Source organism: Pseudohongiella sp. SYSU M77423, from assembly GCF_029911965.1.
In the GTDB taxonomy this organism is placed as follows: Bacteria; Pseudomonadota; Gammaproteobacteria; order Pseudomonadales; family Pseudohongiellaceae; genus Pseudohongiella.
Genome location: NZ_JARYTH010000002.1, coordinates 417,453 through 439,731, shown reverse-complemented (window position 1 = coordinate 439,731; position 22,279 = coordinate 417,453). Strand labels below are relative to the sequence as shown.

Annotated in this window: 15 protein-coding genes; 9 read left to right on the top strand and 6 right to left on the bottom strand. The window is 54.2% G+C overall.

Going from position 1 to position 22,279, the window contains the following annotated elements:
- Positions 1 to 108: 108 nt before the first annotated feature.
- Together QGM61_RS05795 and QGM61_RS05790 are read left to right on the top strand one after the other, a co-directional pair.
- Positions 109 to 1,113: a zinc-binding alcohol dehydrogenase family protein gene (locus QGM61_RS05795; protein WP_237133944.1), complete on the top strand. Its 1,005-nt coding sequence runs from the start codon at positions 109 to 111 to the stop codon at positions 1,111 to 1,113.
- 71 nt (positions 1,114 to 1,184) lie between these two features.
- Positions 1,185 to 2,141 carry an NAD(P)H-dependent flavin oxidoreductase gene (locus tag QGM61_RS05790; protein WP_281132284.1) on the top strand — a complete coding sequence of 319 codons (957 nt, stop codon included), beginning with the start codon at positions 1,185 to 1,187 and terminating at the stop codon, positions 2,139 to 2,141.
- 4 nt (positions 2,142 to 2,145) lie between these two features.
- Here QGM61_RS05790 and QGM61_RS05785 read toward each other — a convergent pair whose 3' ends face one another.
- The 5 genes from QGM61_RS05785 to QGM61_RS05765 all read right to left on the bottom strand — a co-directional run bounded on the left by QGM61_RS05785 (position 2,146) and on the right by QGM61_RS05765 (position 9,157).
- Positions 2,146 to 2,730 (bottom strand): MaoC family dehydratase, encoded by a 585-nt coding sequence (locus tag QGM61_RS05785; protein WP_281132283.1) that lies wholly within the window; start codon positions 2,728 to 2,730, stop codon positions 2,146 to 2,148.
- A gap of 138 nt (positions 2,731 to 2,868) precedes the next feature.
- The gene (locus QGM61_RS05780; protein ID WP_237133947.1) at positions 2,869 to 3,393 is read right to left on the bottom strand and encodes a RidA family protein; all 525 of its coding nucleotides are present in this window, start codon (positions 3,391 to 3,393) and stop codon (positions 2,869 to 2,871) included.
- A gap of 40 nt (positions 3,394 to 3,433) precedes the next feature.
- Positions 3,434 to 4,069 carry a c-type cytochrome gene (locus tag QGM61_RS05775; protein ID WP_237133948.1) on the bottom strand — a complete coding sequence of 212 codons (636 nt, stop codon included), beginning with the start codon at positions 4,067 to 4,069 and terminating at the stop codon, positions 3,434 to 3,436.
- Between the two features lie 68 nt (positions 4,070 to 4,137).
- Positions 4,138 to 6,675, bottom strand: coding sequence for a TonB-dependent receptor plug domain-containing protein (locus tag QGM61_RS05770; RefSeq protein ID WP_237133949.1), 2,538 nt, complete (start codon positions 6,673 to 6,675; stop codon positions 4,138 to 4,140).
- Between the two features lie 202 nt (positions 6,676 to 6,877).
- Complete coding sequence (locus tag QGM61_RS05765; RefSeq protein WP_281132282.1) at positions 6,878 to 9,157, bottom strand: winged helix-turn-helix domain-containing tetratricopeptide repeat protein; 2,280 nt, start codon at positions 9,155 to 9,157, stop codon at positions 6,878 to 6,880.
- 470 nt (positions 9,158 to 9,627) lie between these two features.
- Between QGM61_RS05765 and QGM61_RS05760 the strand changes: the two genes are divergently transcribed.
- From QGM61_RS05760 to QGM61_RS05740, 5 genes are all read left to right on the top strand, one after another.
- Positions 9,628 to 11,199, top strand: coding sequence for an FAD-dependent oxidoreductase (locus QGM61_RS05760; RefSeq protein ID WP_237133951.1), 1,572 nt, complete (start codon positions 9,628 to 9,630; stop codon positions 11,197 to 11,199).
- 306 nt (positions 11,200 to 11,505) lie between these two features.
- Entirely contained in the window at positions 11,506 to 11,910 is a 405-nt protein-coding gene (locus QGM61_RS05755; RefSeq protein ID WP_237133952.1) for a hypothetical protein, read from the top strand.
- Between the two features lie 242 nt (positions 11,911 to 12,152).
- Positions 12,153 to 13,793, top strand: a complete 1,641-nt coding sequence (locus QGM61_RS05750; protein ID WP_281132281.1) for a long-chain fatty acid--CoA ligase — start codon at positions 12,153 to 12,155, stop codon at positions 13,791 to 13,793.
- A gap of 160 nt (positions 13,794 to 13,953) precedes the next feature.
- Positions 13,954 to 15,759 carry an acyl-CoA dehydrogenase gene (locus QGM61_RS05745; protein ID WP_281132280.1) on the top strand — a complete coding sequence of 602 codons (1,806 nt, stop codon included), beginning with the start codon at positions 13,954 to 13,956 and terminating at the stop codon, positions 15,757 to 15,759.
- A 336-nt stretch (positions 15,760 to 16,095) separates the two neighbouring features.
- Positions 16,096 to 18,963 carry a TonB-dependent receptor domain-containing protein gene (locus tag QGM61_RS05740; RefSeq protein ID WP_237133958.1) on the top strand — a complete coding sequence of 956 codons (2,868 nt, stop codon included), beginning with the start codon at positions 16,096 to 16,098 and terminating at the stop codon, positions 18,961 to 18,963.
- Between the two features lie 108 nt (positions 18,964 to 19,071).
- On the opposite strand, the gene QGM61_RS05735 is transcribed toward QGM61_RS05740, so the two are convergent.
- The gene (locus QGM61_RS05735) at positions 19,072 to 19,278 is read right to left on the bottom strand and encodes a cold-shock protein (RefSeq protein WP_237133959.1); all 207 of its coding nucleotides are present in this window, start codon (positions 19,276 to 19,278) and stop codon (positions 19,072 to 19,074) included.
- A gap of 454 nt (positions 19,279 to 19,732) precedes the next feature.
- Here QGM61_RS05735 and QGM61_RS05730 point away from each other — a divergent pair, with 454 nt between their 5' ends.
- Both QGM61_RS05730 and QGM61_RS05725 read left to right on the top strand, forming a co-directional pair.
- Positions 19,733 to 21,028 carry a serine hydrolase domain-containing protein gene (locus QGM61_RS05730; RefSeq protein WP_281132279.1) on the top strand — a complete coding sequence of 432 codons (1,296 nt, stop codon included), beginning with the start codon at positions 19,733 to 19,735 and terminating at the stop codon, positions 21,026 to 21,028.
- 54 nt (positions 21,029 to 21,082) lie between these two features.
- A complete protein-coding gene (locus QGM61_RS05725) occupies positions 21,083 to 22,207 on the top strand; it encodes a beta-ketoacyl-ACP synthase III (RefSeq protein ID WP_317622160.1) in 1,125 nt (374 codons plus the stop codon).
- Positions 22,208 to 22,279: the final 72 nt, after the last annotated feature.

Sequence of the window (22,279 nt, the reverse complement as noted above, 5' to 3'; positions counted from 1 at the left end):
CGGAAGGTTAAATGCTTTAATATTCGCCATTATCAGGCAGCCCTTTGGGCTGCCTTTTTTTTGTCAGGCAAGTATACTCGGGGATGATCTGACAATAAGGAAGCGTTTATGCAAGCTGTAGGATATACCGGTACCAACGCCCTCGCGCTGATTGAATGTGAGAAACCTGAGCCAGGGCCGCATGATGTGCTTGTGCGTGTCAAAGCTATTGCTGTCAACCCGGTAGATACCAAAATTCGGGGGCGGGTGACCCCGCCGGATGACCAGCCAAAGATACTCGGCTGGGATGCGGTCGGTGAGGTCGTGGGTGTGGGCAGTGCGGCGAGCATGTTCAAGCCTGGCGATAGAATCTGGTATGCCGGTGATGTCAGTCGCGCAGGTTGCAACGCCGAATTTCAGTGCGTCGACGAACGTATCTGCGCTTTGGCACCGAAGTCCTTGAGTGATGCCGAGGCAGCAGCCATGCCTCTAACCACGATTACTGCCTGGGAAATGCTGTTTGATCGTCTGCAGATCCAGGAAGGGGAAGCCTCGGCTGACCGGACCTTGCTGGTCGTGGGTGCTGGCGGCGGCGTCGGCTCCATGCTGATACAACTGGCTCGCCAATTGACCTCTGCCACCGTTATCGGTACGGCCTCGCGTGCCCACAGTCGCGAGTGGGTCAGTCAACTGGGCGCCCATCACGTGCTTGATCACAGCAAGCCACTGGCTGCGCAGCTGGAGGCAACCGGGCTCAAGGATGTGACTGATGTGGCCTCGATCAATCGCACTGACCAGCATTATGCTGATCTTGTCACCATGCTGCGCCCGCAAGGGCGTTTGACGCTGATTGATGATCCTGCCGAGCCGCTTGATATCAAACTGATGAAGCAGAAAAGCCTGTCACTGCACTGGGAGTTCATGTTTACCAGACCGCTGTTTACGACATCAGATATCAAGGCTCAGCATGTTCTGCTGACCCGAGTCGCTGAGCTGGTTGATCAAGGTAAATTAAAAACCACGGTTGGAGAGAATTTTGGTGTCATGAGCCCCGAAAATCTGGAGCGGGCCCATCAGGCCATGAAAACTGAACACACCGTGGGTAAGGTCGTTCTGCAGGGGCTAGGGAGCTAAACAAGAGTCTCTGATTATTCCGTCCATCACCACCAATATTGACTGTTGATTCGTTTGCGTAGGGAGAGTTCATGTCACGCCTGCCCGCTGTATTGAGAGATCTGCCGCTACCGGTAGTTGGTTCACCACTTTTTATCATCAGCAATCCAACCATGCTGATCGAACAATGCAAGGCCGGGATCATCGGTTCCATGCCTGCCCTGAATGCCCGGCCTGCCGAACAGCTTGAAGACTGGTTGGCAGAAATCACCGAAACCCTGGACGATTACAACCAGAAAAACCCCGACAATCCTGCGGCACCTTTTGCGATCAATCAGATTGTGCATCGCAGCAATGACCGCCTGGATCATGACATGGCGCTGTGCGAGAAGTACAAAGTGCCCATCATCATTACCAGCCTGGGTGCTCGTGAAGATGTCAATCAGGCAGTGCACGGCTGGGGCGGCATCACCCTGCATGATGTCATCAACAATGTGTTTGCCCGCAAGGCCATTGATAAGGGCGCCGACGGCCTGATCTGTGTTGCGGCGGGTGCAGGCGGGCACGCCAGCGTAAAAAGCCCGTTCGCGATGATTCAGGAGGTGCGTGAGTGGTTTGATGGTCCTGTTTTGTTGTCGGGGTCAATTGCCACCGGCGGTGCCATTCTGGCGGCCCAGGCCATGGGTGCTGACCTGGCTTATATCGGCTCGCCTTTTATTGCCACTCACGAAGCTCGCGCTGTTGATGACTACAAAAAGATGATTGTCGAAAGCAACTCCGATGACATCGTCTACAGCAATTTCTACACCGGAGTTCATGGCAACTACCTGAAAGGCAGTATTATCAACGCCGGTATGGATCCGGACAATCTGCCTGAATCGGATCCGAGTAAAATGAATTTCGGTGGTGGCGGTGAAAAACGAGCCTGGCGTGATATCTGGGGCTGTGGTCAGGGTATCGGGGTCGTGCGGGAAGTTGTATCAACCGCCGAGCTGGTAGCTCGCCTGAAGCGGGAATACCATGAGGCCCGCTCCAGACTTTGCCAATAATGCACTATAGAACGGCGACGACAATCCAGTCCGCAATCAAGGCGGGTTTGTCGTCGCCTTCAATCTCAATAGTGACAGCGTGACGCAACAGGTATTCGTTGCCACTGCGCTCCTGTACGCTCAGGAGTTTGAAGCGGCCGCGTAACCGCGAACCAATCCGCACCGGATTGAGAAAGCGAACGCGATCGAGCCCGTAAATGATATTTTGCTGGGTTCCCTGTATTTTCAGACTGCCATAGGTTGCAAAGGTTGGCATCAGGGCCATGACAAGCATGCCATGTGCGATGGTGCCTGCATAACAGGTCTCACGTGCCGCGCGCTGACGGTCAACGTGTATAAACTGAAAGTCGCCAGAAAATTCAGCAAACTGATTGACCAGGCTTTGCGAAATCAGGAACCAGTTGGTCAGCCCAACATCCTGGCCGATATAGGCCTGTGCCTGCTCAGGTGTCACACGTAAGGGGGGAGCCTCACCAACCAGGGTTAGCGACGTGGTTTTAACATAATTTCGCAGCTGCGAATCTGTAGTCATCTGCGCGGAGTCATGCAGATAATTACGCAAGTCCTGTAGCGAATCTGTAAGAGACATGATTGTATATTCTCTATTTTTTATTGTGCGTTAAACAAACAGGTCAAGCTTGAGAAAAAATACGTTGGGACACTAAAAAGGGAATGCAGACAATGCCGCATTCCCCGATAGTATACGAGTTGTAGCTGATTGTAACTATCAGCGGGTTTTCGCTGTAATGACCTCAACTTCAACAAACATCAGTGGCCCAACCAGACGAGCCACTTCTACAGTAGAGCGTGCCGGCAGGCGCGGCTGCTCTTCCGTACCCCAGTACATGCGATAGGCCTCCATGAAGCCATCGAAGTCCATTTCGCCGCCGTTGGCCGGGTCACCCACGAGGAACACGGTCATCTTCACGACATCGCCCATGCTCAGACCCAGGTTTTCCAGATTGGCTTTGGTACGCTCGAAGACGCTGATTGCCTGCGTTCTTGTGTCGCCGTAGTACTCCGGTGTGCCGCGCTCGGCATCGGGGTTGGCGGCTGCGGGAGTGACACCACTATGGAAAATGATGGACGCGCCAGGACCCACTTCAACGGCATTGGCGATGGGAAAGGTGCCGGGGTTCGGGTGGATGATGACATTTTCATCTTGAGCGTTTGTCTGGGTGCTCATCAAGGGCAGGCTGATAGCCAGCGAGAGTCCCAGAAGTGAACGCTTGAATCGATTGCTCACTGACATTGAAGTTCTCCTTGAATAATAACTGGGATAATGAGCTGTATCAGCGCCCCAGCGTGTTGATGTAACTGGCAATGTCTTTCATGGCCTGCTCGTCAGGAATGGCGCGGGCCATCAGGGCCATTTGTGAGCCATAGGTGTCTCGCGAATCGTAGCCGCGGTGACCATTCTTGAATGCATTTAACTGATTAACAATATACCAGTCGTTCTGGCCCGCCAGGGCAGGTGCATTCATGGCTTCGTTACCCTGGGCATCGGCACCGTGGCAGGCCGCACAGGGTTGATAAAGTGTCTGTCCACGCTCGGCGTTACCATCAGTGATGGTAATTTCAGCGGGTTTGTATTCCCAGGTCGCAACCCAGTCCAGTATGTCCTCTATGCTTTCATCGGTCAGGATTTCAGCCATGGGCTGCATTTCCTGGCCGGGGATATCTTCAGGGTGTGTGCCACGCAGGCCATCCCTGAACAGTTCCAGCTGCCGCTTCAGATACCAGCGCTCCATACCGGCCAGACGCGGTGCGTCAATGCCCTGGTTGCCCTGGCCATCGGTGCCGTGGCAGGTCAAACAGAACCGGTCACTGACTTCTACGCCATCGATTGTCGCTGCCTGTGCAGTTGTGCACAGTGCGGCACCCAGCGCCAGACTAACCCAGAATCCTGCTTTTTTGGCTTTCATCATGCAAATCCACTCTTGTTAAAAAAGGGGACGGAGCACGGCTCCGTCCCCCCATTTGGTCCGCTTAACGCTTACAGATTGATCTGTACGCGACCGTAAAGGAATCGTCCGTTCGGGCTGAATGCACCATCAGTCAGGTAGATATTACTGCTGGTAGCACTGAAGTCCACGGGACGTACCCGCTCTGGCATGGTGTTGAACAGGTTGTCAGCACCAATGATGAAGGTGTAGCGGTTGTCGTAGGTGTAGGCCACTTCGCTGGAGAAGATGGTCTTGTCGCCTACCCAGTAGTCACGAGCCGGGTTCGCATTGCTTGGCACACGGAAGTACTCATCGTAGTAGTTCGCCTGCAGCGTGAAACGCCAGTCGTTATAGTTGTGGTTGGCGCGGAAGTTCAGACGATTCTTGGGAATGCCGTCTTCCAGGTCAGCCACGTTGGCGCGGGTCAGCAAACCAGGTGTGAATTCCTTCAGCTCCTGTGTCTGATAAGCCCAAGAGGCGTTGAAGCTGGTGGTGCCAGCGTTCTGCCAGTCCATGTCCCAGGACGCAACCACTTCCACACCTTCGTTGGTGGTGGACATGTCGTTGGTGTAGTAGTTGAACGACACGATGCTGCGCGCACCGGAGATACCGGAATCTTCCAGTTCCTGAGCGATCTGCGGCGTAATGTCGAAGGTCGCGGAGTTCAGGATACGGTCGTCGATATCGATGCGGTAGTAGTCCACAGACAGGTCAACTGGTCCGAGTTCCGCGGTCCAGCCGATACTGAAGTTGGTTGCTTCTTCTGGTGTCAGCTCGGTACCACCAAAACGCTGGGAGATCGGGTTGGTTGGCGGAATCTGACCCTGTGTAACCGGGATGGAATCAACAACACCGGTAGAGATGTTGGAGATGTTGGCCTGGCCGGGCGACGGGGCACGGAAACCGGTGCTCACAGTACTACGGATGTTCATGGTATCTGTCAGACGGTAACGGGCGCTCAACTTACCATTGGTGGTGTCACCAAAGGTGTTGTAGAAATCCTCGTAACGGATCGCAGCACCCAGTAACAGGCGCTCGGTCACGTCAATTTCCATATCCACGTAGAAGGCCCAGTTCTTACGATCCCATGAACCCTGCTGGTCCGGACCAAAACCCTGGAAGCCGTCAGAACCTACACCGAAGCCCTGGTTGGCATATGGTCCAATGCGGTATGAGTCCTGATCTTCGTTACTTACCTTGAAGATCTCACGGCGCCATTCTGCACCGTAGCCGATGTTCAGGTCGGAGTACATGCCAACGTCAAAACCTTTTACCAGGTCGACGTTAACGGTGTTCTCAATCGTGGTGTAGATACCCGGCTCAAATGAAGTCGGTGAATCCGGACCCATGGAAGGGTTGACGGTGTTGTAGATGAAGTACTTCATCTCGTTAAAGCCGTTGTTGATGCTGACATCGTAACGGGTGCCATCATCCAGCTCGCCGCGGATACCGGCAGCTGCCATGGTATCAACGTTTGTGCCACCGAAGTCAGGCGTGTAACCGCCCGGGAACCACTCGGCGAATGAGAAGCAGTTGGGGTTGGCCGCGCTTGCATCACGTGCTGCCAGCGAGCTGGTCACGCCAGTTTGCGGATTAACGCCGCGTGGAATATTCGGGCAGCCAACGCCGTCGTTGGGGGTCAGATCCGCAAAAAGTTGACGTGAACCGCTTGTGAATACGCCACCTCGGTTTTCCGGGTTACGGTAGAAGAAACCCAGCTCAACTTCTTTCTCGCCATAACCAGCAAAAGCATACAGTTCCTGGTTGGCGCTCAACTGGATGCCGGAGTTCATGAAGAAGTTAACCAGTTCGGAGTCGGGCAGACCCTGGCGCTGCACGTTAACGCGTGGAGCGTTGTTGCCGGCGTCAATCAGCGCCTGCGCGTCACCACGCTGCACGGAACGGTCGCTGCGGCGCTGGTCAGTCAGGTCGAAACTCAGGCTGACGAAGCCGTCCGGGCCGAGTGGCAGGCCCACGTTACCGGCGTAGTAGTTCAGCATGCCGTCGTCAGTTTCAGTCAGACGACCGTGCTTGGCTTCAAAAGTGGCGCCGTCACGGTTTTCTTTCAGCAGGAAGTTGATTACGCCGGCGATGGCATCAGAACCGTACTGGGCTGATGCGCCGTCACGCAGCACTTCTACCTGGCGCAGGGCGATCGGTGGAATCTGGGCGACGTCCGGGAAGTGGGTTCCCTGACGGCCGAACTGGATTGCTGCAGAGCGATGACGACGTTTGCCGTTAACCAGAACAAGCGTATCGTCTGCCGGCAGACCACGCAGTGTCGCCGGGCGTACCAGCGAGTTGGAGTCGTTGATGTCCTGAACGTCTACGTTAAATGTTGGAATCAGGTTACGCAGCAGATCATTCATGTCTGCGGTACCCTGGTCCTGGAAGTCCTGAGCGGAAAACACGTCGATGGGCGCTGCTGATTCAAGGGCAGTACGCGGTGCACCGCGGGAACCGGTGACCACCACTTCTTCGAGCTCCGGAGCCGCTTCCTGGCCGTATGCCAGCTGAGCGCCAGCAGTCAACGAGCCCAGCAGCACCAGTGACGATGACAGTGTGCAGAGTTTTAGTGACTTGTTCATTGATATTTCCTTTTATGTAGTAAGTGCGTCTTGTTCGTGAACCGAGTAAGAGCATGCCGGCTGGAGTTGTTATATGGTTTTTGACCCAACGGCAGTCTGATTATTAGATCAGCGCATGTGCAAAGTCCTCCCTAAAACCTTCTCAATACCTACTAAAACACTCTCCAGCTCACGTATGGCGCGGCTTTTGAGAGATTCTGACTTAGTGGACTCGAGCAGCGTTCAGGGTGGACGCCTGGGTCAGACGCTGGGTCTTGTGATGCTCGTATTCCGCCCACTGTTGCTCATTCCACAGATTATTTTTCTGCATGAACTGCTGATTCTCATAGGCGTCACGAGATCGGCGGCTAAGAGAAATGCCTGTGATCGATTCCATCGCCATTACACCTTCCATCAACCGGTGTTGCCAGCTGATACCCGCTCCCAGGGATTCAAGCAGATCCTGATAGTCAGATGATGCAAGTACGTGGTCGGGAAAAAGCTTTTCCGCCGCGTGGGTGACATTGAAGAGACGACGCAGATGAACCGGTTGCAGGTTTTGCCAGTAGGCGACACCGGTGTCGATATCGCCTGCCATAAAGGCCAGCACGCCGTTGTTGAAGTAGAAGTCGGGCTCGTCACGCATGGCGCCTAGATAACTGTTGTCATCTGCCCGGATATTGCCTGCCAGAAAGTTGATCACTGACTCACTGTAGTGTGTCAGGATACCGTCCTGATCGACCTCGCGCTGCTGGGTCAGATAGATCTGTGCCTGTCTGAAGTCCCCCAGCAGTGCCAGGTTTACAGCCACCGATCCCAGATAGGACACATGGTATGGTCGCTGCTGCAATTCGTTTTTACGCGCGATGACAGCCTCTGAGGGTGTCATCACGTTGTGCCTGTAGCTCCAGACTTCGTCGGGAGATATCTCAAAGGGGCCAACCTCGGACGCCTGGTCCAGAAACTGGGAGGCCTCGTCGTACATACGAGCCCCAATCAGCAGGAGCGCATAGTGCGCCATCGCAAAGCGGGGTGGGTTGCCGGACAGTATCTGTTCGCGTAGCTGCATTTCCTGCTGTACATAGCTGGAGCCTCGCATCCGTAGTTTGATCGCGTGGATGGAGTCCAGTATTTCACTGTCCGGATCTATGCGGGAGATTTCCCGGTGAACGTCCAGCACAACCTGTAGCAGCTCGTGAATACGTTCTCCCGCGCTGTATACCGCAAGGTTATTGGCGGCTGTGGCCAGGCCGTGGTAGGCATTCAGAAAATCGGGGTCCAGTTCGATAGCATTACGGTGGTAGTCCATGGCGCGCTGCCAGTCGGCAGGATTGAACTGGTTATTGTAGAACTCGCCGCGCAGAAATCGTTCATAGGCAAGAGGGTTGGTTGTACCCCAATCGCGCATCTGCTCACGTTCGCTGTCATTGAGGTATATGCGCAGGGCATCGACCACATTTTCGACAATCTGATCCTGGACAGCGAATATATCGTTCATGGGCAGATCGAACTGATCTGAGTATTCGCGCAGCCCATCGCTGGCGCGGACCAGTTGCACGATAACGCGCAGATGACCCTCGGACATCATGACACTGCCCTGCAGGATGTGATCTGCATTGTATAGCTCCGAGGCATCGTCATAGCGGCCTCCCCGAGACATGGAGGCATTGATCATTTCGGCGCCACGAGGGCGTGACAGGATCTGCAGATGTCCAAGTTTTGCCAGTCCATGAATCAGCGATTCACGGATACCTTCGGCCAGGATCTGATTCTCGTCACTGAAGTCGCGGCTGGTGAAAGGCAGTACCGCAAGTCGCACAACGCCGTCAGCTGCTGGCGTCGATTCCGGGCTCTTGATGAGAACAGGGGCTGCTACCACCATGGCAATCAACATCGCGGCCGCAAAAAATCGTTGCCAGAGCGGGCGATGGTCCAGCCAGCCAAACAGGGCGCCAGACCAGCCACCCGCGGTGGGAGATTCTGTGTGTGTGCTTTGTGCGGCGTGAATTGATCGCGGGTCAGCGGATGTCCCGCCAACAGACGCGCTCGGGAACCGATTTGCAGTTTGTGGGTCAGAATTATCAGTGCTTGATTCATCCTCGGCAACGTGACTGGCCACAGCCGTCACAGGCGCGATCAAAGTATAGCCGCGTTTTGGTATCGTCTTGATATATATGGGCTTATGCGCGTCGTCCTGTAATGCGCCGCGTAACTCTGCAATGGCTTTGTGGACAGCGTGGTCGGTGGCGATAGGAGAGCGCCAGATACTCTCAAGCATCTGAGTGGGGCTGACTACCTGGCCGGCGTTCTCGATGAGCAGGCGCAGAACATCCATACTGCGTGGCGTAACTTTGTTCTCGATGAGTTCGCCAGCTGAGTTTTGCTGGCCTTGAGCGGTGCCGGAGGTGTTTTTCGAGACAGTGCAGGCGCCCGGCGACACTTCCCAGTCACCGACCTTGACGAGTTGATAGTCCTGCATTTTTATCGTTGTTTTATCGGCCATAGGCAATCTTTCTTGTATCCATCTATGCAAACAAAAACGGCACCGAACGTCAAGCATTTACGTGCACATGTTGCGTTATATCAAGGCTTACCCTGACAGCGTAGTGACTATGGTCATGGCTGTGCCGAGAGGCAGGCGCTGAATATCTCCAGCGCCTGACGATGCAAGATTGAGGCCACGCATTGATGATGCCACATTGCACACGGGAGTTCTGATCGTCCCGCGTGTGGCGCGGGCTCAAGCCGCCAGCATTTGGTGCCGATAGCAATGTAGCGCACTAAAACAGGGCGTTTCGCTTGGGCCTGGAATGTTGCCAGGGTGAACCGGGTAGGTTTTTGGTATGTTTCGGGCAGGACTTTTTGCTGTGGCATGCGCATAATGGTGTCACCGATGATCAGCCAATGGTGCATAGACGCCAGCCCGGCCACTCGGCCAAGAAGTAGAAGTATGGACTGCAGAGGATATCGCAAGTGTCAAAACCCGTAACGCGTCGTGAATTTCTGAATCTAATTGCCGCCACTGGCGGTGTCGCTGCCGTACTCGGCGTAGGCGGAGCGCTGGGTCTGATTCCCGCCAGCACCTCGGCCAGTGTGCCGAACCTGATGCCACTGAACGGACAGAGCAAGCGGGTTGTTGTACTGGGTGGAGGTATCTCCGGCCTGACGACGGCCTACGAACTTGGCAAAGCAGGTTATGACTGCACCGTGCTGGAGGCATCCCACCGCTGCGGTGGACGAGTCATGACAGTTCGCCACGGAGACCTGATCGACGAGATCGGCAACCCCCAGATCTGTAATTTTGATGATGAGCCGCATCTTTACTTCAACTGCGGTGCTGCCCGAATTCCCAGTTCACACAAAAATGTACTGAACTACTGCAAGGAACTCGGAGTTGAGCTGGAAATGTTCATCAACGAGAACAAAAACGCGCTGGTGCATGATCCCGACCTGAATGGCGGCAAGCCCATGCGCAATATCGATATCAGCACCAACCTGAAAGGCTTCATGGCCGAGATGATGTTCAAGGGCTTTAATGCCGCAGAACTCGACCAGCCCTTTACGGATGAGGAAGCCAGCAAGGTCGTAACGCTGATTCGTCAGTTTGGCGACCTGGACCAGGACGGACGCTACACCGGCAGTCTGCGCAGTGGCTATGCCTCTGGTGGGTTTATATCCGACCCGGTGCAGGAAGAAATGATTCAGATCCGTGACCTGCTGAAAGCCGATACCGGCCTGCTGCGTTCCGTGCTGCTCGAAAACGAAGGCGAGACAGCCCCGATGCTGATGCAGCCGGTTCATGGCATGGACAATATCATCAAAGGCTTCCTGCGCAAGCTTGAGGGCAAAGTGCAGTACCACGCCATGGTCATGGCTGTGCATGATCATGGCGACAGCATTGATGTGACCTATGACCAGAATGGCGAACGCCACACTATCACTGCTGATTACGTCTTTAACTGTATCCCTGCACACCTGATGGTTGGTATTGAAAACAACTTCCCTGAAGAATATCGCGAAGCGATGAAACAGATCCGTCGCGGTGTTGCTTATAAAGGTGCCTTCCAGATGAAGCAGCGCTTCTGGGAAGATGAAGAGATTTATGGCGGGATCACCTGGACCAATCAACCGATTCGGCAAATCTGGTATCCCTTCCACGGGCTGCTCAAGCAGAAGGGCGTGATGCTCGCTGCCTATGACTACGGCGGTGGTGATCGCTGGCAGCGTCTGACACAGGAAGAGAGAATTGAAGAGATGCTGTCTCAGGGTGAAAAGATTCACCCGCAGTATCGCGAGATGGCCGAGCACGGTATCACCATCGCCTGGCACCGCATGAATCATATGCTGGGCTGTTCTGCGCGTTGGGGCAGCATGACACCCGAACGGGAAGTGCAGTATTCACTGCTGCAGCAACCTGCCGGGCGTCACTACATGATCGGAGATCAAATCAGTCGTAAGTCGGCCTGGATGGAAAGTGCGATTCAATCTGCACACTGGGCAATGGCACACCTGGATCAACGCGTGCGGTCGGAAGCCGCCGCTTGATGGCTGGCAGGTCGGGAACCCTGCCAGATCTGTAGTACTTGAAGTTCCTCTTGATGGGTAGTCTCTTGTGGCTGCTCTGGCGTTTGCCGGAGCAGCCTTTCTTTTTTACGCGCTTGTACAATTGTCGCAATCGTCATTTGATTTAAATCAAAACGCTGCCGTGGCGCTTGATTACTATTCCACCTGCACCCTTTCAACTAAAGCAAAAAGGCTGAATAAACAGTCGGGTGCGTCCGCAAATTATTATTTTGCGAGACCTGACAAGCCATGCAATTTTTATGATCCAACTGAGAGCAGGGGAAAGACATGATGAAAAATGCAAGCAAGCGCGGCGTGTGGCGAAGTGCAATGGCCGGAGTGGCTCTGTCCTTGATGGCACCTGTTGCGCTGGCCCAGATCGAAGGTGTTTATGTGTCTGATGCAGGTGATGAGTGTACCTTGACGATAACCGAGATCAATATCCCGGAGCCCCAGTTTGGCGACGGTTATTATCGTGTCGAGTCACGTGGTAAAGCCGCATGCATGTGGGATGGTGTCGGCATGGGGCAGTCCACCAATCTTGTCGGTGGTTACGTGACCCTTCCGCCCGTGTTCAATCGTGTCTATATCACGGCCAAATGGTTGTTCGGCCCTACAAGTCCAAAGGTGGAGATGGTGCAGACCAATGAGGCCGGTGAAGTATTGATGAGCTCCACGTATACGCGTCAGTGATAGTTGTTATTCATCTGACTGTTTAGAGGGTTGTTCTTTGGCGGCTCTGCATCAGGACTGATGCGAGAGCCGCTATTTACTGCATAAAAAATCAAGCTGTTACTGCGAAAGTGAGGTCTGACGCGTTTAAGCGAATCAGGCGGTTTTGCATGACAAATTGAATCGATTCACAATCTGTTGAACTGCGTATCTGCCTGGTTTAGTCTTGCTATCTCTATATCGTGCCACCAGGAGCAGAATAAATGACAATGCAACAGACTCCCTTATTAATGCACCGGCTGATGGACAGGGGCGCCATGCTGCAACCCGAGGTGGAGGTGCAGACGGCCACCGAAACTGGCGTTCGCAGCCAGACCATGCTGGAAACCCGTAATCGCGCGCACCAGCTCGCGCATGCCCTGAATGATGCCGGTGTCCAGATTGGGGATCGCGTTGCCACATTTATGTGGAATGGCGCCAGACATCTCGAGTGCTACCACGCCATCGCGTGCATGGGGGCAGTGGTTCACACTCTGAATATCCGCCTTTCGCCAGTTGACCTTGAGTACATCATCACTCATGCCCAGGATAAAATTATTGTGGTTGATGCGGACATCCTGCCTTTGCTTGAAAAGCTTGAAGGCAAGATGCCGAGCGTTGAAAAAATTGTTGTCGCCGCTGAGCCAGGGTTTGAAAACTGGTCTACCTCGCTGCCCAATGCGGTCGACTATGAGGAGTTCATCAAAGACAAGCCGACCCGCTATGAATGGCCGGAAATTGATGAAAACTCACCCATGGGGCTTTGTTACACCAGCGGCACGACCGGTAAACCAAAGGGCGTGATGTACACCCACCGGGCTAACTATCTCCACACTATCTCCATCGCCATGACAGACGTCATGGGGCTCTCAGCCACGGATACACTGCTGGGCATTGTGCCGCTTTTCCACGCCAACGCCTGGGGTCTGCCGTGGGTTGCCACAATGCTGGGCATGAAACAGGTCTATCCGCATCGTTTCATGGTTCCCGATCATCTGGCGCGACTGATTCGGGACTGCGATGTCACCATTTCTGCCGGTGTGCCGACCATCTGGCAGGGCATTAAAGGTCTGATGGAAGCCAATCCTGGCAAATATGAGTTCAAGACGCTGACTCGTCTGACCTGTGGCGGCTCTGCGCCACCCCCGTCATTGATTGAATGGTTCTGGAATGAGCTGGGCGTTGAAATGGTGCAGGGCTGGGGCATGACAGAGACCAGCCCGTTGGCGACCATCAGCCGCCGGACTGGCAAGCGAAAGCATCTGGAAATGTCCGATGCCGAGCGCGCTGCCAATCAGGCAAAAGCCGGCCTGCCGATTCCCGGACTGGAGATAGAGATTTTTGATGACAAATGGAATGCCCTGCCACACGACGGTAAAGCATTTGGCGAATTGCTGATACGTGGTCCGTGGATATGCTCTGAGTATTTTAACAACCCTCAGCCGGACAAGTTCCACGATGGCTGGCTGGTTACCGGCGATGTTGCCAAGATTGACCCGGAAGGCTACATCATCATTACCGACCGTTCTAAAGACCTGATCAAGTCGGGTGGTGAGTGGATCTCCTCAGTGGATCTTGAGAACCATATTGCCGGCATGGCCGGTGTAGCCCAGGCCTGTGTCGTCGCGCATCCGCATCCGAAATGGGATGAGCGGCCGGTGGCTCTGGTAATCAAGAAGCCCGGTGCTGATGTGACTGCAGATCAGGTGCTTGCCCACTGCGAGCAGAAGTTTGCCAAATGGCAGCTGCCTGACGATGTCCTGTTTGTTGACAGCATTCCGCTGACCGCTACCGGCAAAATGGACAAGAAGGTTGTGCGCGCACAACTTGAGTCTGACGGTTACAAGCTGCCGGATCAGCGATAATCCAATCGGGTCTCAGCGGGCAGCTCAGTATCTTGTCGATATTGAGCCGCCCGTTGCCCATGACGTTTCCCGCTATTTGCCCCGTTTTCCTCCGACCTGCTTCCGCTGTTGCATCCACCAAGTCGAAGACCCGTTCTGATAAGAGGTAGTACTGATCATTATGTCCACTCTGATACTCAACCGACGTGACATTGAATTTTTGCTGTATGAGTGGCTTGATGCTGAAAAGCTGACCGAGCTGCCCCGATATCGAGATCATAATCGAGAGACATTTGACACCGTACTGGATTTGAGTCAGCAGATGGCAAGCGAGCGTTTCGCCAATCACAACAAACTCAATGACAGTAACGAACCCTGGTTTGACGGCGAACGCGTGCACATGATTCCAGAAGTAAAGGTGGCACTTGATGCGTTTGGAGAAGCGGGTCTGGTCGCAGCCGGGCAGGACTATGAACTGGGTGGAATGCAACTGCCGACGGTGGTTGAAAAAGCCTGTTTTGCCTGGTTTCTCGCTGCCAATGTGGGCACGGCAGCCTATCCCTTCCTGACCATAGGTAATGCCAATCTGCTATTGGCGCATGGCAGCAGGGAGCAGATAGAAACCTGGGTGAAACCCATGATGGAAGGTCGTTTTTTCGGCACGATGTGTCTGTCTGAACCGCAGGCAGGGTCATCGCTTGCAGATGTGCGCTGTCTGGCAGAGCCTCAGGAAGACGGCAGTTATCGATTGACGGGCAACAAGATGTGGATTTCTGGCGGAGAGCATTCCCTTTCCGAAAATATCGTGCATCTGGTGCTGGCCAGAACGCCAGGGGCGCCGGCAGGCGTCAAGGGTATCTCGCTGTTTATTGTGCCGCGTCAGCTGGTCAATGCCGATGGTTCTCTGGGCGAGCGCAATGATGTGGTGCTTGCCGGACTGAATCATAAAATGGGTTATCGTGGCACGACTAACACATTGCTGAATTTTGGCGAAGGGAAATTCCAGCCGCAGGGCAAAGCCGGGGCAGTGGCCTACCTGGTTGGCCAGGAACATAAAGGCCTGGTGTACATGTTTCACATGATGAATGAAGCCCGCATTGGGGTCGGCCTGGGGGCTGCAGCGCTGGGCTACACGGGTTACCTGCACGCACTGGACTACGCGCGTGAGCGCCGTCAGGGTCGCTCTGTTACCAACAAGGATCCCTCTAAAGAACCTGTTCGACTGATCGATCATGCAGACGTGCGGCGCATGCTGCTGGCACAGAAAGCCTACGTGGAAGGTGGGCTTGCGCTCAACCTGTATTGTGCCCGACTGGTGGATCTGGAGCGCGAAGCGCTGGACGAAGAGCGCGATCAGCACACACTGCTGTTGGATATTCTGACCCCGATTGCCAAAAGCTGGCCATCACAGTGGTGCCTGGAAGCCAATAACCTCGCAATTCAAGTTCACGGTGGTTACGGTTACACACGCGACTACAACGTTGAGCAGTTTTATCGTGACAATCGGCTCAATCCCATCCATGAGGGAACGCATGGAATTCAGGCACTGGATCTGCTGGGCCGCAAGGTAGTGATGCACAATGGTGCGGCGCTCGAATTGTTGACCCAGCTGATATTACAGAGCAGTCAACAGGCTGCCGCCCAGCCGGAACTCGCTGAATATGCCGCTGAGTTGGATGCTGCTCTATATCGACTGCTGGATGTTACCGGACAACTCCATGCGGCGGATTTTCTGGAATTGACGCTGGCCAACGCTTCTTTGTATCTGGAGGCCATGGGACACATTGTTGTAGCGTGGATCTGGCTGGAGCAGATGCTGGTAGCACAAGGTCACAAACTGGCTGGGCAACCCGATGACTTCTATCTTGGCAAGCTGCAGGCTGGCCAGTACTTCTTTCGGTGGGAGCTGACTCGGACCGGCCCCTGGCTCGACACACTGTCAGCCCTGGACAGCACCTGCCTGGATATGCGGGACAACTGGTTCTGAGGACGTTTCCAATTTGTGACACAAGGTGTCACAAATTTTCCCGACGACCCCTGTGCAGCCAATCCGGCGCACAGGGGTCAGTTGTTTAGGGTGCCCGAATTTCAGGCGTCAGCTGAGATAGGGCGAGCGTTCTGTCGGTCAGAAAGAATCATGGTCATTTGTATCAGAGTTGTAACAGCAATTGTGATTTTTTTTACCAGTGCGCTCAAGTTCTAATTACTTAAGTATAGTCCAGCGGTGCGAAAGCGGACGTTTGTCGCTACTCGTCTGCTTTGCGGCCATCAAGAGCCAACACTGTAGTACTAATTAAAATTATAAACGGAGTGATACAAAGTAATGACTAGTCATCGAAAAACTCAATCGTTGCGATATCTCATACACGCCTGCCTGGCGGGGACATTGACGCTGCCAGCCATGGCGGTCGCCCAGCAGGAAGAGCCCGCTGAAATCGAAGAAGTAATCGTTACCGGTTCCTTTATCCGCAATAGTGCCTTTGCCCAGAACAACCCGGTAGACACTGTCAGCCAGGCAGACATTCTTGAGTCTGGCGCACCAAACATGGGCAACTACATCCGTGACCTGACCTATACCCAGAACACCAACACGGTCGCCAACGTTAACGCCGGCAACAGTGGTACACAGTCAAGTGTTGGCACTACGTTCAACCTGCGTGGTCTGGGTGAGAACAGCACGCTGACATTGATGGATGGCACCCGATCTGTTGATGCTGGTATCAACACATTGCTGCCAGAAATCGCCATTGATCGTCTGGAAGTCGTTCTGGACGGTGGTTCCGCGCTTTACGGTTCCGACGCGGTAGCCGGTGTAGTCAACCTGATCCCTGTTAAAGACTTTGACGGTCTGCGCACGCGCGTCTATCACCAGCGAGACGATCCCGGCGCGTTTGAAGACAACAAGATCGGCATCCTGTTTGGCCGCAACTTCCGTAATGGCCTCAACTGGGTAGTCGCTGCAGACTACGCGCGCACCACGCCATTGATGACCTTTGAACGTCCACGCACACTGCGCGCCGACTACGGCTGGGCGACCTCTGGCAATCCAGGTGTCTGGCGCGAACTGCAGGGTGCCACCGCCAACCCAGGCCAGGTACATGGCGGCAGGCAGGTTGGTTCCAACCTGGTCGATCCAAGCTGTGGCACGTTTAATGATGTAACGGATCTTGGCCAGGGCGACAATAACCCCAGTGGCATTCGGCTGGGCAGCAATTGCTACTTCCCATATTCGCAGCAATGGCCGTTGGCTGAGGGCAAGACTGAGGCGAACGTATTCCAGAACCTGACCTATCAGCTCAATCAGCGCGTGCAGCTGGAAGCGCAGATGTCACTGGCCAGCCGTGAAAGCGAAAACCACAACACGCTGACTTACCAGCTAAACGCCAACAACCGCGAGGCACTGGTTGTACCCGCTGCGCACCCGGCTAACCCGTTTAATCGCGACGTCGGTCCATTCCTGTGGCGTCCATTTGCTGCTGCCGGCACGTTGCCGTCTTATGCCGATGAAGCAACGGGTGCTCGCAAGCAGACCTACGAGGACAAGATTCAGCGCTACAAGGTGGGAGCACGATTTGATGTCTCCGATACCTGGACTGCGAATACTTCTTACTCATTCCAGCACACCCATCGAGACTACACGGCGCGTATGATCAATATGCCCAATCTGGCAAACGCTTTGATCGGACAGGGTGGTCCCGGCGGCAATGAGTGGTTTAACCCCTTCGGCTCTGCGGACCCACGTTCGCCGTTCTACAATGCCAGCGTGACAGCAAACAGCCAGGAACTGATCGACTGGATTGCGCCTACCGTGCCGTTCCGTACCTCGGAGCAGGAGCTGACAGTGTTCGAAGTGAACGCAACCGGTGACCTGTATGAGCTGCCGGCCGGTATGGCGCAAATGGCGGTTGGTTATCAGATGCGGGATATCCAGGAATGGAACTACGCCAACCCGCTGTCTGCAGCTGGCATTGATTACAACACCAGCATCATTGATACGCCACCTACCTCGCGCAACTACGGTAGTCGTGTTCAGGCAGCCTACCTGGAATTTGAAGTACCGATTCTGGAAACGCTGGATGCCCAGATTGCCGTGCGCCACGAAAACTTCACTACATTTGGTCTGGAAACAACTACGCCTAAGGTGGCGCTGCGTTGGGAAGCGCTGCCCACTCTGGCTTTCCGTGCCTCTGTTGGCGAAAGCTTCCTGGCACCAACACCGGCCAACGCACGTCCGTTTGATCCAAACGAGAACTGCGGTGAGATCTTCTTCGGTGCTGACCCGATCACGGGTGGTGTACTCAATGGTGGCGCAACCTGTTCGTCAGGTAACCCTAACCTGAAACCGGAAACATCCGACATCTGGAACGTTGGTTTTACCTGGGAACCGCTGGATGATCTGAGTGTGAGCCTGGATTACCAGTCTATCGAGTACACTGACCGTATCCGTACCCTGGGTACGCTGGATATCGTGGCCATCGAGTTTGAAGAAATGCTGGCAGCGATTGGTTCCACCCCAGGCACCTACGATCCTACACCGGGCTCGGCGACTCGTCAGGCAGCGAATGCCTGGATCGCGGCTGGTGGTACACCCAAGGCAAGTGTGACCCGTGAAGCGGGCTCTCAGCGCGTGTCTCGAGTTGTGAGCCAGGCGCAGAACGTCAGTACGGTATGGGTGGATCTGTTCGATGCCCGCGCTAACTACTCGTTCGACACCAGCCTGGGTAATTTCTCTGCCACTTTGAGTGCCACATACAACACCAAGTATGAATACGCTGATGGTGGTGATGTCGTGGACGCGCTTGGCTTCCAGAATGCTCGCACAGGTATCGTAGCGCCCGTGCCGGAACTGAAGTCGCAGTTGCGTGTAGGTTGGATGCGTGAGAACCATAACGCCTCTGTAACCTACAACTATCAGGACGAAGTGATCTTCGATGACGCCGTCAACAATCTGTTGACCGGTACACCGCCACCCGCTGATGGTAAGGTCGATGCGTGGGATACGGTGAACGCGCAGTACACCTATCTGTTCGACGATTATTTCGATAGCGACATCAGCCTGAGTCTCGGTGTCAGCAACCTGTTCGACAAGCAGCCGCAACTGCTGCCGATCCTGGGTGGCTTCGAAAGCCGTCTGCACGCACCGTGGGGACGTCAGTTCTGGATGTCAGTAGACTGGCAGCCACGCTTCTGATTTTCGCCGACAAGGCGTGATTGAAACGAAAAAGGCCCGGATCTTGCGATCCGGGCCTTTTTGTCAGGGGCTGGCCCCTAAAGGAACTGCTAAAGCTGTGCGTATGCCTTACAGGCCGATGACGTTCTCAGCCTGCAGGCCTTTGGCGCCTTGCGAAACTGTGAACTCAACACGCTGGCCTTCTGCCAGAGTCTTGAAGCCGTCTGATTTGATGGCGCTGTAGTGAACGAAGACATCAGGACCGTTGTCCTGCTGAATGAAGCCAAAGCCTTTGGTTTCGTTGAAAAATTTCACCTGGCCGGTAACTGTAGACATACTGAATTTCCTTGTTGCTGCAAATGTTGCAGCGGTATTAAATAGGTATTAATAACACTTTGTCCGACCCTGGCGGTCACGCCCGGCGTCAAAGTGGATAAACGCTCCTAAAGCATCAAGCTTAAAAGCACGAAGCTCAAATACGATTACAAATATGAGATACAGAACGAGGGACTGATTGCGGCACTTCGTATTGCAGACATAAATATAGCCGGTATTCTGGCTTATCGCGCAGTCTACAGCAGGTTCCTGGAATGTCAACGAGTATTTTGATTGTTTCTCACTGACCAACACTTCCTGAGGCTCAGTGTGACAGCAGTCCTTGCGCTCCCTTGTCGGAAAAGCCAGCCTGCAGCAGAGTATTACAATATCCGGGGTGCTGAGTTATCATCTGAACCTGTTCATAAAAAACGAATAACGACGTACAAGAATCACAATAGAAAAGGGGTGGGGTATGCAATTGAAGACATTCTCGGGCCGACAGGTTCTGAGGGCTGCAGCATTTCTGGGCGCGGCCCTGACGCTGGTTTCCACAGCAGCAGCCGACAATCTCTCCTATGGTTCGCCTGAATCGGTCGGTATGTCTTCAGAGCGCCTGGAGCGTATCGCACCGGTTTTGAATCAATATGTGGACGATGGCGAGCTGGTAGGCGTCGTCAGCATGATTGCCCGTCGCGGGGAAATCGTTCATTTTGATGCCTATGGCGATATCAATCAGCAGACTGGTCAGGATGTTGAGCAGGACAGCATATTCCGTATCTACTCAATGACCAAACCGATCACCACGCTGGCCGTGATGATGTTGTACGAGGAAGGCAAGCTGCTTCTTACCGACCCGGTGGAGAAATATCTGCCGGCTTTCCGCAATGTTCGCGTGGCAGGACCAGGCGGTGCCCTGGTTGCACCAGAGCGTCCGATGACCGTGCAGATGCTGATGACGCACACCTCAGGCCTTACTTACGGCGTATTCGGCGACACCATGGTTGACCGCCAGTATCGGGACGCCAACGTCATGGCGGCGCCGGATCTGGATACCTTCATTGAGCGACTGGGACAGATACCATTGCAGTATCAGCCCGGCACGCGTTTTCATTACAGTGTTTCAACTGACGTTCTCGGTGCGCTTGTCGAAGCGGTATCAGGCATGACACTGGGCGAGTTCTTTGAGACCCGCATCTTCGAGCCGCTGCAGATGCAGGATACCTTTTTCCAGGTGCCACAGGAAAAGCTGAACCGCTTCGGTACCAATCATAGTTACAATCCGCAATCTGGTCAGCTGGAAATCGCTGACAATCCTGCCAATAGCAATTTTGTGAACCGTATGACCTTCGAGTCCGGTGGTGGCGGTCTGCTGTCCACCGCGGAAGACTATATGCGTTTCGCCCAGATGGTACTTAACGGTGGTGAGCTTGATGGCGCGCGCATCATTGGCAACAAGACTCTGGAGTACATGACACAGAACCATCTTCCAGGCATTTTTGGTGATCAGGGTGCACATGACCCGCAGACATTGCCAGGTTTTGTAAACGGTACTGGCTTCGGTCTCGGGTTTGCAGTGGTGGAAGATCAGACAGCCGCTGGTGGTGTTGGTTCGGACGGTGAGTATTACTGGGGCGGTGCCGCAGGTACCATTTTCTGGATCGATCCTGTCGAAGACCTGATCGGTATTGTCATGATCCAGCATATGAATGTCCGTGTTCCTCTGCGTGCCACGTTCAAGGCACTGACCTATGCAGCGATCACCGATTGATTCAATTTTGCCAAACAGATACAAAGGAATAGCTTGATGCGTTTGCTTAACTCAATTGAGCAGGTAGTGATCAGTGGTGTTGGTCTATGGACACCTGAACACGTAGTAACCAATCATGAGCTGGTCGAGGCACTAAATGCCTATGCCGACAAGTTCAATCAGGAGCATGCCGCTGGTATCGAAGCAGGTGAAGTCAAACCGGTAATGAAATCGGATGCAGACTTCATAGAGAAGGCCAGCGGTATCAAGCAACGCTACGTCTACGTCAAGGACGGGATTCTGGATATCGATCGTATGCGTCCCAGGATAGAAGAACGCGCTGACGGCGAACTCAGTCACCAGGCGGAGATTGCCCTGCATGCTGCGCGCAAGGCAATGGCAGCAGCCAACAAAACCGGTTCAGATATTGATGCAGTGGTTGTCAGTTGCGCCTACACCCAGCGTGCCTACCCGGCGATTGCGATCGAAGTTCAGCATGAACTGGGTATAAACGGCTTTGGTTTTGACATGCTGGTTGCCTGTTCAGCGGCTACCTTCGCCCTGCACCGTGCCTACGAAATGGTCCGAGCCGGTACTGCGCGTGCAGTGCTGGTTATCAATCCCGAGCTGGTGTCACCGCAGGTTAACTACCGCGATCGTGACAGTCACTTCATCTTCGGTGACGTGGCCACGGCAGTCATTGTGGAGCGCAAGGACCTTGCCAGCAGTGAACACCAGTTTGACGTGCTGGGCACGCAGGCGAAAACGCTTTATTCCAACAACATACGTTCCAATTTTGGTTATATGTCACGCGCCTACGACGGAGATCCCTTCACGGCTGACAAACTCTTCCATCAGGAAGGCCGCTCAGTGTTCAAGGAAGTCTGCCCGATGGCTGCTGAGCACCTGGCCGAGCATCTGCGCCTTCACGGTTACCAGCCAGAGGATGTCCGCCGCTGGTGGTTGCACCAGGCAAACATCAATATGAATCAGTTGATTTCAAAAAAACTGCTTGGACGCATGCCTGATGGCGACGAAGCTCCCATCGTACTGGACCGCTATGCCAATACAGCATCGGCGGGGTCGATCATAGCGTTCAACCTGCACCATCAGGACATGTTGCCTGGAGAGCTGGGTGTATTGTGTTCCTTTGGTGCCGGCTACTCGATTGGAAGCCTGCTTCTGAAAAAATGTGCATAAATTTTTGTCTGATGACATTGTGCGCTGATTTTTTTTTCGACAGGTAGTTGTTATGTTCCAGAGACAGTTTGC